Annotated in this window: 9 protein-coding genes; 4 read left to right on the plus strand and 5 right to left on the minus strand. The window is 72.3% G+C overall.

The window, feature by feature from the left end; all coding sequences use genetic code 11:
• Positions 1–18: 18 nt before the first annotated feature.
• Positions 19–1,509 carry an Asp-tRNA(Asn)/Glu-tRNA(Gln) amidotransferase subunit GatA gene (gene gatA / locus ACFYWM_RS16295; protein WP_389914925.1) on the minus strand — a complete coding sequence of 497 codons (1,491 nt, stop codon included), beginning with the start codon at positions 1,507–1,509 and terminating at the stop codon, positions 19–21.
• Positions 1,506–1,805 carry an Asp-tRNA(Asn)/Glu-tRNA(Gln) amidotransferase subunit GatC gene (gatC, locus tag ACFYWM_RS16300; protein WP_329085297.1) on the minus strand — a complete coding sequence of 100 codons (300 nt, stop codon included), beginning with the start codon at positions 1,803–1,805 and terminating at the stop codon, positions 1,506–1,508. Before gatC ends, gatA begins: the two co-directional genes overlap by 4 nt.
• 234 nt (positions 1,806–2,039) lie before the next feature.
• On the opposite strand from gatC, the gene ACFYWM_RS16305 reads away from it, so the two are divergent.
• Entirely contained in the window at positions 2,040–3,455 is a 1,416-nt protein-coding gene (locus ACFYWM_RS16305) for an ATP-binding protein (RefSeq protein WP_389914928.1), read from the plus strand.
• Between the two features lie 26 nt (positions 3,456–3,481).
• Here ACFYWM_RS16305 and ACFYWM_RS16310 read toward each other — a convergent pair whose 3' ends face one another.
• The 3 genes from ACFYWM_RS16310 to ACFYWM_RS16320 form a co-directional block, all read right to left on the minus strand.
• A complete protein-coding gene (locus ACFYWM_RS16310) occupies positions 3,482–5,563 on the minus strand; it encodes a putative bifunctional diguanylate cyclase/phosphodiesterase (RefSeq protein WP_389915211.1) in 2,082 nt (693 codons plus the stop codon).
• Positions 5,564–5,702: 139 nt separating this feature from the next.
• Complete coding sequence (gene ligA, locus ACFYWM_RS16315; RefSeq protein WP_389914931.1) at positions 5,703–7,883, minus strand: NAD-dependent DNA ligase LigA; 2,181 nt, start codon at positions 7,881–7,883, stop codon at positions 5,703–5,705.
• 153 nt (positions 7,884–8,036) lie between these two features.
• Entirely contained in the window at positions 8,037–9,041 is a 1,005-nt protein-coding gene (locus ACFYWM_RS16320; RefSeq protein WP_389914934.1) for a methionine synthase, read from the minus strand.
• A gap of 277 nt (positions 9,042–9,318) precedes the next feature.
• On the opposite strand from ACFYWM_RS16320, the gene ACFYWM_RS16325 reads away from it, so the two are divergent.
• The 3 genes from ACFYWM_RS16325 to ACFYWM_RS16335 all read left to right on the plus strand — a co-directional run bounded on the left by ACFYWM_RS16325 (position 9,319) and on the right by ACFYWM_RS16335 (position 13,388).
• Positions 9,319–10,527, plus strand: coding sequence for a S8 family serine peptidase (locus ACFYWM_RS16325; protein WP_389914937.1), 1,209 nt, complete (start codon positions 9,319–9,321; stop codon positions 10,525–10,527).
• A 147-nt stretch (positions 10,528–10,674) separates the two neighbouring features.
• On the plus strand, positions 10,675–13,029 hold the full coding sequence (locus tag ACFYWM_RS16330; protein ID WP_389914940.1) for a serine/threonine protein kinase: 2,355 nt from the start codon (positions 10,675–10,677) through the stop codon (positions 13,027–13,029).
• Positions 13,029–13,388, plus strand: a complete 360-nt coding sequence (locus ACFYWM_RS16335) for a YbaB/EbfC family nucleoid-associated protein (RefSeq protein WP_389914943.1) — start codon at positions 13,029–13,031, stop codon at positions 13,386–13,388. The genes ACFYWM_RS16330 and ACFYWM_RS16335 overlap by 1 nt, the downstream gene beginning before the upstream one ends.
• Positions 13,389–13,407: the final 19 nt, after the last annotated feature.

The following is a 13,407-nucleotide window of genomic DNA, read 5'->3' on the forward strand; positions in this document are numbered from 1 at the left end:
CGAAATCCCGGAAAAGCCCTACAGCTCCGGGGCTCTGGACAGCAGGCCGCCGCCCCACCGGCCTTCGAGGGCCCTCTCGACCGCCGCGCCGACCCGGTAGCAGCGGTCGTCGCCGAGCACCGGGGCCATGATCTGCAGGCCGACCGGCAGGCCGTCCTCGTCGGCCAGGCCGCACGGCACGGAGATGGCCGCGTTGCCCGCCAGGTTGCTCGGGATGGTGCACAGGTCGGCCAGGTACATCGCCATCGGGTCGTCGGCGCGCTCGCCGATCGGGAACGCCGTGGTGGGCGTCGTCGGCGAGATGAGCACGTCCACCTGCTGGAAGGCGGCCTCGAAGTCGCGCGCGATGAGCGTGCGGACCTTCTGCGCCTGCCCGTAGTAGGCGTCGTAGTAACCGCTGGACAGCGCGTACGTGCCCAGGATGATGCGGCGCTTGACCTCGGGGCCGAAGCCCTGGGCCCGGGTGAGCGCCATGACCTCCTCGGCGCTGCGGGTGCCGTCGTCGCCGACGCGCAGGCCGTAGCGCATGGCGTCGAAGCGGGCCAGGTTGGAGGAGCACTCCGAGGGGGCGATGAGGTAGTACGCGGGGAGGGCGGTGGTGAACGACGGGCAGGAGACCTCGAAGACCTTCGCGCCCAGCGACTCCAGCAGCTCCACGGTCTCGTTGAAGCGCGCGAGCACGCCCGCCTGGTAGCCGTCGCCGCCGAACTCCTTGACCACGCCGATGCGCAGCCCCGCCACGTCGCCGTTGCGGGCCGCCTCGACGACCGAGGGCACCGGGGCGTCGACGGAGGTGGAGTCCATGACGTCGTGCCCGGAGAACGCCTCGTGCAGCAGCGCCGCGTCGAGCACGTTGCGGGCGAAGGGCCCGGGGGTGTCGAGCGAGCTGGCGAAGGCGATCAGGCCGTAGCGGGACGAGCCGCCGTAGGTCGGCTTCATGCCCACGATGCCGGTGACCGCGGCGGGCTGACGGATCGAGCCGCCGGTGTCGGTGCCGGTGGACAGCGGGGCCTCGTACGCGGCGACCGCGGCGGAGGAACCGCCGGAGGAACCGCCGGGGATGCGGGTCAGGTCCCACGGGTTGTGGGTGACGCCGTACGCCGAGTTCTCGGTGGAGGAGCCCATCGCGAACTCGTCGAGGTTGGTCTTGCCGAGGATCACCAGCCCGGACTCGCGCAGGCGGCGGGTCACGGTCGCGTCGTACGGCGGCCGCCAGCCCTCGAGGATCCTCGACCCGGCCGTGGTCGGCATGTCCCGGGTGGTGAAGACGTCCTTGTGCGCGATCGGCACCCCGGCCAGCGGGCCGAGCTCCTCGCCGGCGGCCCTGCGGGCGTCGACGGAGCGCGCCTGCTCCAGGGTCGTCTCGGCGTCGACGTGCAGGAAGGCGTTGACCTTCGGCTCGACGGCGGCCATCCGGTCGAGATGGGCCTGGGCGACCTCGACGGCGGAGACCTCTCCGCTCGCGATCAGCGCGCCCAGGTCGGCGGCGGACTTGCGGATGAGGCTCATGCTTCCTCCCCGAGGATGCGCGGGACGCGGAAGCGGCCGTCCTCGACCGCGGGGGCGCCGGACAGCGCCTCCTCCGGGGTCAGACTGGGTCGTACCTCGTCGGGGCGGTAGACGTTGGTGAGCGGGAGCGCGTGCGAGGACGGCGGGATGTCGTCGGCCGCCACCTCGGCGACGCGGGCGACCGCACCGATGATCACATCGAGCTGGGCGGCGAAGTGGTCGAGCTCCTCGTCGGCCAGCGCCAGCCGGGACAGCCGGGCGAGGTGAGCGACCTCGTCGCGGGTTATGGCGGACATGAGTCGTTGAACCCGTTTCGTGGAATGGCAATTGGACACTGTCATCCTATGGCTCGCGACCTGAGGGTCCCGACTCATTAACACCCTCGCAACCAAGCGAAGATCTCTTACTCCCAGCGGCCGGAGCACATAGGAGCGTACTTCTTAGAAGTACGCTCCTATGTTCGCTGGAGATACTATCGCTGGCGATAGTATCTCCAGCGATAGTATCTCCAGTGGAAGTATCGGAGGCGCATGGGTGAGTTCATCGGCAGGAAGCAGGAGCTGGCGGCTCTCGGTTCCCTGCTCGACCGCGTCCGGGCGGAGGCGACGACCGGGCGTCCCGGGCAGTGCGTGCTGATCCGGGGACGCAGGCGGATCGGCAAGTCGGCCCTGGCCGAGGAGTTCATCGGCCGCAGTGGCCTGCCGTCGCTCTTCTACACCTCGGCGCGGGCGGACGCCCGGAGTGAGCTTCTCCAGTTCACGGCGGACGTCGAGATGTCGGACCTGCCGGGCCGGGACGCGTTCGCCGAGGCCGCACCCGGAACCTGGAACGGAGCGCTGCAACTGCTGGCGGACGCGCTTCCCGATGACAGCCCGTCCATCGTCGTGATCGACGAGGTCCCGTATCTGATGGACCGCGTCGACGCCTTCGAGGGGCTGCTCCAGCGCGCCTGGGACCGGTTCCTCAGCCGCAAGCCCGTCCTGCTGATCCTCATCGGGTCCGACCTGTCCATGATGGAGGCGCTCAACAGCTACGAGCGGCCCTTCCACCAGCGCGGCACCGAGATGATCGTCGGGCCGCTCAACCCCCGTGAGATCCAGCGGATGCTCCGTCTCACGGCCGCCGACGCGTTCGACGCGGCCCTCGTCACCGGCGGCCTCCCGCTCGTCTGCGGGGAGTGGCCCCGCGGCGCGTCGCTCTGGGAGTACCTGCACGCCGCCCTGACGAACCCGGTCTCGGCCCTCCTGGTGTCCGCCGAACGCTCCCTGGCGGCCGAGTTCCCCTCCGCCGCGCAGGCGAGCGAGGTGCTGCGGGCCATCGGAAGCGGCGAGCGCACCTTCACCAACATCGCCAGGAGCGCGGGCGGGATCTCGCACAGCACCCTGTCCAGGGCTGCCGAGCTCCTGGCCTCCAAGGGGATCGTGACCGGCGAGCTGCCGCTGTCCACCCGCCCCTCCAAGGAACGCCGGTACCGCGTGACCGACGCCTACCTGCGCTTCTGGCTCCACTTCCTCCGGCCGCACATGCCCGAGATCGAGCGCCGCAGGGGTGACCTGACCATGCGGCGGGTCGCCGCGCAGTGGAGCAGCTGGCGGGGCCGGGCCGTGGAACCCCTCATCCGCGAGTCACTGGCCCGCCTGCTCCCCGACGACAGGCTGCCGGAGGCACCCGCGATCGGCTCCTACTGGACCAGGAGCAACGACGTGGAGATCGACATCGTGGGCGCGGACCGAGGGCCGATCGCCCGGCGGCTGCGCTTCCTGGGGTCGATCAAGTGGCTGGAGAGCGCCCCGTTCGACGACCGCGACCTCGCCGCGCTGGCCAGGCATCGGGCGGCCCTGACGGACGAGCTGATCCCGCTCGTCGCGGTCTCGCGCGGCGGGGTCTCCTGCTCCGGCCTCACCGCCGCGTACGGCCCCGACGATCTCATCCGGGCGTGGAACTAGCTCCGGACGAGATCACCGAGGCCTGACTAGGCCCTCTGGGGGTCGAGGATCTCGGTGCGGCGCAGGAAGCCGAGGTCGTGCGTGGCGAGGGCTCGATGTTTGCGCAACCATATGGTCGCGTCGGCGGCGGACATGGGTTCGGCGAACAACCAGCCCTGGCCCAGGTCGCAGCCCATGTCGGCCAGGCGTTCGGCCACCTCCGCCGACTCGACGCCCTCGGCGACCGAGCGCAGGCCGAGGGAGCGGACCAGGTCGACGATGGAGCGGACGATCCGCTCGTCGTCCTTGGACTCGCCGATGCGGCGGACGAAGGAGGAGTCGATCTTGACCTCGGCGACCGGCAGGCGCTGCAGGCGGACCAGCGAGGAGTAGCCGGTGCCGAAGTCGTCCAGCGCGAGCGGCACCCCCAGCGCGGTCAGGGCCCGGACGGCCCCGTCGGTGTAGGCCTGGTCGGTCATCAGGATGCGCTCGGTGACCTCCAGCTGGATCGCCTTGGGCGGCAGCCGGTAGCGTGCCAGCCCCTCGCCCAGCTGGTCGGAGAGGGCGCAGTCGAGGAGGTCGCGGGCCGAGACGTTGACGGAGATCTGCTCGTGCAGGCCGGTGTGCCACCAGTGGGCGGCCTGCTCCAGCGCGGCGTCGATGACGTACCCCGTGAGGTGCCGCATCAGGTACGACTGCTCGGCCATCGGCACGAACTCGTCGGGAGGGATGAGCCCCCGCTCCGGGTGGCGCCAGCGCAGCAGCGCCTCCACCCCCCGCACCTGCCCTCCGGCCAGGTCGAGCTTGGGCTGGTAGTGCAGCCGCAGCTCGGAGCGGTCGATGGCCCTGCGCAGGTCTCCGAGGAGGTTGAGCCGCTCGGGACTGTTGCGGTCCTTGTCGGGGGAGTAGATCTCGACCCCGGTCCTGCCCTCCTTCGCCAGGTACATCGCCACGTCGGAGCGCTGCAGGAGCATCTCGAAGTCGGGCGCGTGGTCGGGGTAGATCGCGATGCCGAACGAGGCGTCCAGGTCGAAGCTCATGCCCTCCAGCCGGACCGGCTCGGTGATCGCCACCCGCAGCCGCGCGGCCACCTCCCTGGCCGCCGCGGCGTCCCTGACCGAGGGCAGCAGGACGGCGAACTCGTCGCCGCCGAGCCTGGCCACCACGTCGCCGGGACGGACGCTGTGGGTGAGGCGGTGGGCGACCAGTTGCAGGAGCCGGTCGCCGACCGGGTGCCCGAGGGTGTCGTTGATCTCCTTGAACCGGTCGAGATCGAGCAGGAACAGGCCGACCCGCTCGCCGTCGCGCGCCTCGGCGAGCGCCTCCTCGGTGCTGAGCACGAGCATCTTGCGGTTGGGCAGCCCGGTCAGCACGTCGTGCGTCGCCTGGTGGTCGCGGCGGACCGACATGGTGGCGGTGAAGTAGACCGCCACGATCGGCGCCAGGAACAGCGGCACCAGGGCCGGGGAGTGGTTCATCACCACCACGACGAGCGGGGCCAGGCCGAGCAGCCCGGCGTAGACGAGGCTCTGGTGGCCGATCGTGGTCCTGATCACCCGGCGGATCGACCTGCGCTCGTGCAGCGCCACCGCGCCGGAGACCAGCAGGGCCCGGACCACGAAATAGGCGAGCCCGGCCAGCCCGATCGCCAGCAGGTCGGAGCCGTCGGGCACCCAGGAGGTTACCGCGAGGGACCGGTCGCCGAACAGCCCGAGCACCAGCCCGGCCGCGCCGCAGGCCAGCGTCACCTGCGCGATGTTGAACATGACCCGGTGGTACGCCTTGCGCGTGACGGCCCCGTTGACGACCATGGCCACCGCCTGCAGCAGCACGGCGACCGGCAGGCCGTAGTGGAGCAGCGCGGCGAAGGTGAACATGGTCGACGGGTAGGTGCCACCCACCGTCATCGACGACGACAGGACCACCGGTCGCAGCTCGCCCAGCACGACCAGGGCCGCGAGCATCCAGAACAGCGGGCTGCGGACGAGCTCCGCCGCCTCGGCCACGTCTATGCGCAGCAGGGACACGACGAGGGCGGTGAACCCGATCGTGATGACGGCGGCGAGGTAGGCCCACAGGGGCGTTCCCGGTCGCGGTCCGGTGTCGCGGGTGTCGGTTGGGTCGGCCATGAGTAACAAAACCCCCATTAGTTCATTATGGGAGAGTACGGCCTGCGGGCCACTTCGCGAAACCGATTGCGCACGTTCCGTCACGGTCAATTCGCACGTTTTCAAGACACAGCGCTTCGAGGCACCGGCAGGACGGCCCCTACTCCTCGGGTCTGACCGTCATCTCCGAGGCCGCCTCGGGCCCCTCGGCCAGCAGAACCCGCAGGCCGTCCTCGTCGAGGATCGGCACGCCGAGCTTGACCGCCTTGTCGAACTTGGAGCCGGCGTTCTCCCCCACCACCACGAAGGAGGTCTTCTTCGACACCGACGCCGAGACCTTGCCGCCCCGGCCGGCCAGGGCCTCGCCCGCCTCGTCGCGGGTGAGGCCGGCGAGCGTTCCGGTCACCACGAAGGTCAGGCCCGCCAGGGTCTGCGGGAGCTGCTCGGCCGGGGGGTCGTCGACCATCCGGACCCCGGCGGCCGCCCACCGGTCGACGATCTCCCGGTGCCAGTCGACGGTGAACCAGTCGTGGATCGCCGCGGCCACGCGCGGGCCGACGCCCTCGACGGCGGCGAGCTCCTCCTCGGAGGCCTCCATGATCGCGGGGATCGAGCGGAACTCGTCGGCGATCGCCTGGGCCGTCGGGGGGCCGACGTGCCGGATGGAGAGCGCGACGAGCACCCGCCAGACCGGCTGGTCCTTGGCCTTCTCCAGCTGCTCCAGCATCTTCTCGGCGTTCTTGCTCGGCTCGCCGCTCTGGTTGGCGAAGAAGGTGACGACCTTCGGCTCGCCGCTCTCCGGATCGGTCTTGGGCAGGCCGGTGTCGGGGTCGCGAACCACCGACCTGATCGGCAGCAGCTGCTCCATCGTGAGGTCGAACAGGTCCGCCTCGGTGCGGAGCGGCGGCTCCTGCGGGGGCAGCGGCTGGGTCAGCGCGGTGGCCGCCACGTAGCCCAGCCCCTCGATGTCGAACGCCCTGCGCCCGGCCGCGAAGAAGACGCGCTCGCGAAGCTGGGCGGGGCACGCCCGGGTGTTGGGGCAGCGCAGGTCGGCGTCGCCCTCCTTCTCGTACGCCAGCCCGGTGTCGCACTCCGGGCAGCGATCCGGCATCACGAACTCACGCTCTGTGCCGTCGCGCAGGTCGGCGACCGGGCCGACGATCTCGGGGATGACGTCGCCCGCCTTGCGCAGCACCACGGTGTCGCCGATCAGCACGCCCTTGCGCGCCACCTCGGAGGCGTTGTGCAGCGTGGCCCGCTCGACCGTGGAACCGGCCACGACGATCGGCTCCATCACGCCGTACGGCGTGACCCTGCCGGTGCGGCCCACCGCGACCTGGATGTCGTGGAGCTTGGTGTTGACCTCCTCCGGCGGGTATTTGTAGGCGATCGCCCAGCGCGGGGCCCGGCTGGTGGAGCCCAGGTTGTTCTGCAGCTCGATGCGGTCGACCTTGACCACGACGCCGTCGATCTCGTAGGCCGGGTCGTGGCGGTGCTCGCGGTAGAACTCGATGAAGGCGTTGATGCCGTCGAGGTCGTCGACGATCTTGTAGAGATCGCTGATCGGCAGACCGAACCCCTTCAGCCGCTCGTAGACCTCCGACTGGGTGCGGGGCGCGGTGGCGCCCTCCCACCTGCCGACGCCGTGAACGATCATGTAGAGCGGCCGCTGCGCGGTGACGCGCGGGTCCTTCTGCCGCAGGGAACCGGCGGCGGAGTTGCGCGGGTTGGCGAACGGCGCCTTGCCCGCCTCGACCAGCTGCTCGTTGAGCTTCCCGAACTCCTCGACGGGAATGTAGACCTCGCCCCTGACCTCCACCACGTCGGGCACGTCGTCGCCGGTCAGGCGCTGCGGGATGTTGGCGATCGTGCGGACGTTGGCCGTCACGTCGTCGCCGACGCGGCCGTCGCCCCTGGTCGCGCCCCTGGTCAGGCGGCCCTTCTCGTAGAGCAGCGCGATCGCCAGGCCGTCGATCTTCAGCTCGCACAGGTAGGGGGCGGGGTCTCTCTCGGCCAGCCGCTCGGCCCGCGCCTGCCAGGAGGCGAGGTCGTCGGCGTTGAAGGCGTTGTCGAGGCTCTCCATCCGCTGCAGGTGCTTGACCGGGGTGAAGTCGCTGGAGATCGGCGCGCCGATCTTCTGGGTGGGCGAGTCGGGCGTGCGGAGCGTCGGGTGCTCCTCCTCCAGCTCGCGCAGCTCGCGCATCCACCCGTCGTACTGGGCGTCGCTCACGGTGGGCGCGTCGAGCACGTGGTAACGCCAGTTGGCCTGCTCGACCAGCTCGGTCAGCTCCGCGTGCCGCTCCAGCGCCGCCACCGGCACACCCTCGACCTCAGCGCCCATCGCCCGCTTCTCCCCTCGTCGTCGCCCGGGACGAACATATCTTCGGGCACCGACAACGCGATCGTGCCATTGCCCCGAGTTGGACAAGCCCACGCCGCTCCCGTACGACACCTGCCCGGTGCGGTCCGGGCAGCGCGCGGGAGCCGTGCGGGATCACTCGCCGGGCTCGTCCTGCAGCACCCGGGTGGCCTTGCGGCAGGCGGCCAGGGCCGCCCTGGCGTAGGCGGGCGAGGCACCGGCCAGGCCGCAGGCGGGGGTGAGCACGACCTGCGAGGCCAGGGTCGAGGAGGGGAAGCCGAGGCGTCGCCAGAGCTCGACGGCGGGCTTGGCGATCACGTCGACGTCCGGGAGTTTCGCGTCCACGCCCGGTACGACACCGAGGAACAGGGCGGTCCCGGCCTCGACGGTCTCGCCGATCGCGTCCTCGTCGCGCCTCCTCATGAGGTGGGCGTCCAGCGAGACGCCCCCCGCGCCCGCCGTGCGCAGCACTCCGAAGGGCACGCCGGGGGCGCAGCAGTGCACGACCGTGAACGTGTCGGCGGGGAGCACCGCCCCGAGCCGGTCGGCGACGATCTGGCGGTCGACGGCGGCGAGCCGCCCGAAGCCCGAGGCGGTCGGCACGGTGCCCATCAGGACGCCGGGCAGCCCCGGCTCGTCGATCTGGACCACGATCCGCGAGGCGCCCGGCACCCTGCGGCGCACGTCGGCGACGTGCGCCGCGAGCCCCTCGGTCAGGGAGTCCACCAGGTCGCGCACCGCCCCCGGGTCGGCGAGCGTCTTGTCGCCGTGCCGGAGCTCGATCGCCGCCGCCAGCGTCCACGGCCCGCACACCTGGATCTTGAAGGGGCCCTCGTAGTCCTGGGCCACCTCCTCCAGGCCGTCGAGGTCGCGTACGAGATGGTCGCGGGCGCGCTTGGAGTCGCGGCCCGGCCTGTCGGCGAACCGCCAGCCCGACGGCTGCACCTCGACGGGCATCTCAAGCAGGAGCGACGCGGTGCGCCCGATCATGTCGGCGCCGACGCCGCGAGCGGGCAGCTCGGGCAGGTACGGCAGCGCGGGCGACTCGCCGAAGGCGACCCTGACCGCCTCCGCGTGGTCCTCCCCCGGATGCGACCCGATGCCGGTCGCGGTCGCCTCGCCCCATGGGTACTGGCTCAAAGACTGCTCCTGGTCTCGCGGGCTCGTTGTCTCGCGTCGGGACGTGAACGGAATCCACCGGTGTCCGCCCGGCTCGTCCGCCCAGCCCAGCTTATGACCGCCGGATCGCGCCTCCGGCCGGGAGAATCCCGCCGCGTCGTGACGGCACGCGATCAAGCTGAGTAGGGTGCTGCCCGGTATTCACCCGTTTCTGGGGCCTCGTCGCCCCGGAGGCGTCTCGGCATGGGGGCCGTTTCGCCCGGGAGCCGGTTGTTCTGGGTCGTTCTGGGGGCGCTTCGTGATCGGTCGGATGCTCGTCACGGTGCTGGTGCTGTCGGCGCTCGCGGCGCCACCGGCCGTGGCCGGGGTGGGGGCGGGGGCGGCCCTGGCGGGGGCGGGGGCCTCGGGGACAGGGGGCTCGGGGGCGGGCGCCGCGCCGGTCAGGTGCAATCCCGAGCGCGGTACGACCAGCATCGGGGAGTCCTGGGCCCAGCGGCGGCTCAGCCTCCCCGAGGTGTGGGAGCTGACCAAGGGGGCCGGGGTGACCGTCGCGGTCGTCGACAGCGGGGTGGACGCCAGGCACCCCCAGCTGAGAAGGACCCGGCCGATCGACCTGACCGGCGCCGGCGCGCGCGACTGCCTCGGCCACGGTACGGCGGTGGCGGGCATCATCGCGGCGGCCGAGATGAAGGGGGTGCCCTTCACCGGGGTCGCGCCGCAGGCGAAGCTGATCTCCATCAAGCAGACCGAGGACGGCACCGGCGACGTGGGCCGGCTCGCCCTGGCCATCGTGCGGGCCGCCGAGATGGGCGCCGACGTGATCAACGTGTCGGTCGAGGCCCGCGACCACGCCGACCTGCGCAACGCGGTCACCTACGCCCTCGCCATGGACGCCGTCGTGGTGGCCGCGGCCGGCAACGTGCAGAAGGAGGACGGCAGCCCGGGGCCCGCCTACCCGGCCGCCTACGAGGGGGTCCTGTCGGTCGGGGCCGCCGGTCCCGACGGGGTGAGGGCCGACTCGTCCAACGCCATCACCCCGGTCTCCGTCCTCGCCCCCGGCAAGAACGTCACGAGCACCTGGGCCGGGCGGGCCTACCGGGAGGACCTGGAGGGCACCAGCTTCGCGGCCCCGTACGTGGCCGGGGTGGTCGCGCTGGTCCGCGCCCGCCACCCGGGGCTGGACAACGTGCGGGTACGGCGGCGCGTCGAGCTGACCGCCGACGGCGGCGCGGGGGCGGGCACCGGGGCGGGGATGGTCAACCCGCTGCTGGCGGTCTCGGCGATCCTGCCGTCCGAGCAGGTGGCGCTCGCGCCCCGCCAGCCGGCCCCGCTGCCGGGCAACGCGGTGCGCCCGGCGCCCCCCGAGGATTCCCGGGCCATCTCGATCTCGCTCTGGGTCGCGCTGGGGGCACTCGCCGTGGGCGTCCTGGTCACCGTGGCGGGCATCGCCGTCCCGATGGGACGCCGGAGGGGCTGGCGGCCCGGCTCCATCGAGAACCAAACATGACAAACGTATTAAAAACCCGTTCTAGTGCGCCAAATTTGGTTGGATGGTGCCCGATTAGCTTAAAGCGGCTTTATTGACAGCTGTGCTGGAAGGAACGCAATGGGGTATTTGCACCCATTACTGCCTGAAGATCCCAAGCGTATCGGTGTGCACATCCTGGTCGGCCGGCTCGACCCGGATCCAGAACGCGCCGTCTACTTGGGACATCTTCCCGACGACGACACCATCCGTGTCATCCGCCTCCTGGCCGCCGAGCCGGAGGCCCCCGACCCCCGGGTGCGGGAGCGGATCACGAACGAGCTGCACGCCGCCAAGCGCGCGTCCGGGGCGCACACCGCCAGGCTGCTGGAGGTCGGCTGGTTCGACGACCGCCCGTACGTGGTCCGCGAGCACATCGAGGGACCCACGCTGCGGCAGGCCGTGGCCGAGGACGGGCCGCTCACCGGTGACGCGCTGGAGCGGTTCGCCGTCGGCACGCTCACCGCGCTGACCGCCCTCCACCTGTCCGGCCTCGCCCACGGGTCGCTCACCCCCGACACCGTGCTGCTCGGCCCGGACGGGCCCCGCGTCTTCGACATCGGGCTCGACCCCGCCACGGGCGAGCGGGAGCCGGACTACCGCGCTCCCGAGCACATCCGCGAAGAAGTCGCCTCCTCAGGCCCCTCGGACTCCTCGGGCCCCTCAGGCCCCGTCGCCTCGGCGCCGGAGGCGAGCAGGCCCGCGGACCTCTTCGCCTGGGCGGCCACGGTCGTCTACGCCGCGACCGGGCGACCGCCCTTCGGCGGGCGGCCGGAGAAGGTCCTGGAGGGTCCCGCGGACCTGACCGGCCTGCCCGCGGAGCTGCGGCCCGTCCTCGCCTCCTGCCTGGACAAGCGACCGCAGGAGCGCCCGGACACCAGGGCCGCCATGCTGCGCCTGCTCGGTGAGCCCGAGGCTCCGGACGCGCCGGTCCCCCTCCCCGGTGCCGCCGCCGACCCCGCGCTCCCCTCCCTTCCCGGCCTTGTCTCCGGCACCGTCTCGGGTGCCGGAATCCCGGGTGGCGGGGTCCCGGGTGGCGGGGTCCCGGGTGGCGGGGTCCCGGGTGGCGGGACGAGTATCGGTACGGGGGCCATCGGCGGGAACGACGTCCCGGCGGGCGGGAACGCCCCCGGCGCGGCCGTACCTCGGCAGGCGGAGCCCGCGACGTCCGTCTGGGGAGCTCCGCAGCTTCCCCAGGGCGCGTCCCCCGTTCCCGGTGCCCCGGCCCCGGAGCCGGCGAAGGCCTCCGGGAGCCGTCCCAGGACGGGCAACTTCTCGATGGCGCTGGCCGCCTGCGTCGGCGTGATCGTCCTGCTCTCCGGGCTGGGGCTGTGGGCCGCCGGACGGTACACCGCCCTGAGCGAGCTGGAGCGGGCCTCCGCCGACGGCGCGGTCCCCGAGGTGTCGCTCGGGCTGGCCGACCAGTCACGGGACGAGCCGCAGGGGCAGGACCCGGTGCAGAACACCGGGGACGACCCCGCGGGCAAGGTGACCGTGCCCTGGGGGACGACTCCCGATCCCCAGGTCCCGGAGGTGGGGCCGCTGCAGCTGCCCAGCGACTCCCCCACCGTCCTGCCCCAGGTCCCGACCATCAGCGCGTACACCTATCCGCCGGTGCCGGTGCCGACGGCGCCGCTCACCACGGTCCCGACCGCGCCCGTGGCCCCGACTCCCACGACCGGGGTGCCCTCCGCCGCCGCGTCGTCCACCACGGCGGTCCAGCCGACCCCGACCCCGTCGCCGTCGCTGACCGTCGAGCCGGAGGCGCCCCCGACCGGGACGCCGACCCCGGCCCCGAGCCCCACCCCCACCCCGGCCCCGCCGGGCACCCCGACGCCGACCCCGACGCCGACGCTGCCCCAGGGAACCCCCGGCCTGACCCCCACCCCCACCCCCACCCCCACTCCGACTCCCACTCCGACCCCGACCCCGACGCCCGTCCCGGCCAAGCCGTCCGCCAAGCCCACGCAGCCCGCCAGGCCCACGCAGACGGCCAAGCCCACGTCGACGGCCAAGCCCACGTCGACGGTCAAGCCGACGTTCCGGCCGTCCACGCCGGCGGCCCCGAGGCCGTCGTTCTCCGTCCCGGCGACCCCGAGGCCGTCGTTCTCCATCTCGGCGACCCCGAGGCCGTCGTTCTCCCCGCCGCCGGCGCAGCGCGCCAACCCCCACACCGCGGAGAAGGTCTGCGGGCTGAACTACTCGGTGCAGCGGCAGGCCCCGTTCAAGGGCGGGACCGTCTACCAGCTCTTCAACAGCGTCACGAAGAACACCTGCGTGGTCGCCCTGAAGAGCGAGAACGTGGGAGTCGCGTCCCCGGTCTGGGCCACCCTTGAGGTCCAGGGCGGCCCGACCAAGAGCGCCCGCCTCAACCACGAGTACTACGCGGGCCCGGTCGTCCTTCCCGCGCAGGGCAAGTGCGTGCGCTTCAGCGGCGGTGGCTCCGCCGGTTCCACCGCTCTCGATTGGGGGAGCTGCAAGTAATGCGTGGTGAGCGAGAGAGCGTGCCGGGCGTGTCCCGCGAACCGTACTCACCGACCGGTGATCCGGAGGCGGACCGGCTTCTCGCGATGATCGGGGAGCAGACGACCCGGATGGAGGAGGTCGGCCAGAACCTGGCCGAGGCCAGGGGACGCGGTGAGGCGGCCGGCGGTCACGTGTCGGTGGAGGTGCTGGCCGGCGGCTCGCTGGCGGCCCTCCGCATCGACCCGCGCGCCCTGCGCCTGGGCTCCGAGGCCCTCGCGGAGGCGATCCTGGCGGCCTCGGACGAGGCCGTCAAGGACGCGGCCGAGCAGGCCGGCACGCTGCTGAACTCGCTCCTGGAGGACACCTTCGGGGATTGACCCGAGTACGGGGTCCGGC

It is taken from the genome of Streptosporangium sp. NPDC002721, from assembly GCF_042888905.1.
In the GTDB taxonomy this organism is placed as follows: domain Bacteria; phylum Actinomycetota; class Actinomycetes; order Streptosporangiales; family Streptosporangiaceae; genus Streptosporangium.

What these genes read in the sequence shown, in the direction of transcription:
- gatA (WP_389914925.1), bottom strand. Translation starts at nt 1,509, where the DNA reads ATGAGCCTCATCCGCAAGTCCGCCGCCGACCTGGGCGCGCTGATCGCG.
- gatC (WP_329085297.1), bottom strand. Translation starts at nt 1,805, where the DNA reads ATGTCCGCCATAACCCGCGACGAGGTCGCTCACCTCGCCCGGCTGTCC.
- ACFYWM_RS16305 (WP_389914928.1), top strand. Translation starts at nt 2,040, where the DNA reads ATGGGTGAGTTCATCGGCAGGAAGCAGGAGCTGGCGGCTCTCGGTTCC.
- ACFYWM_RS16310 (WP_389915211.1), bottom strand. Translation starts at nt 5,563, where the DNA reads ATGGCCGACCCAACCGACACCCGCGACACCGGACCGCGACCGGGAACG.
- ligA (WP_389914931.1), bottom strand. Translation starts at nt 7,883, where the DNA reads ATGGGCGCTGAGGTCGAGGGTGTGCCGGTGGCGGCGCTGGAGCGGCAC.
- ACFYWM_RS16335 (WP_389914943.1), top strand. Translation starts at nt 13,029, where the DNA reads ATGCGTGGTGAGCGAGAGAGCGTGCCGGGCGTGTCCCGCGAACCGTAC.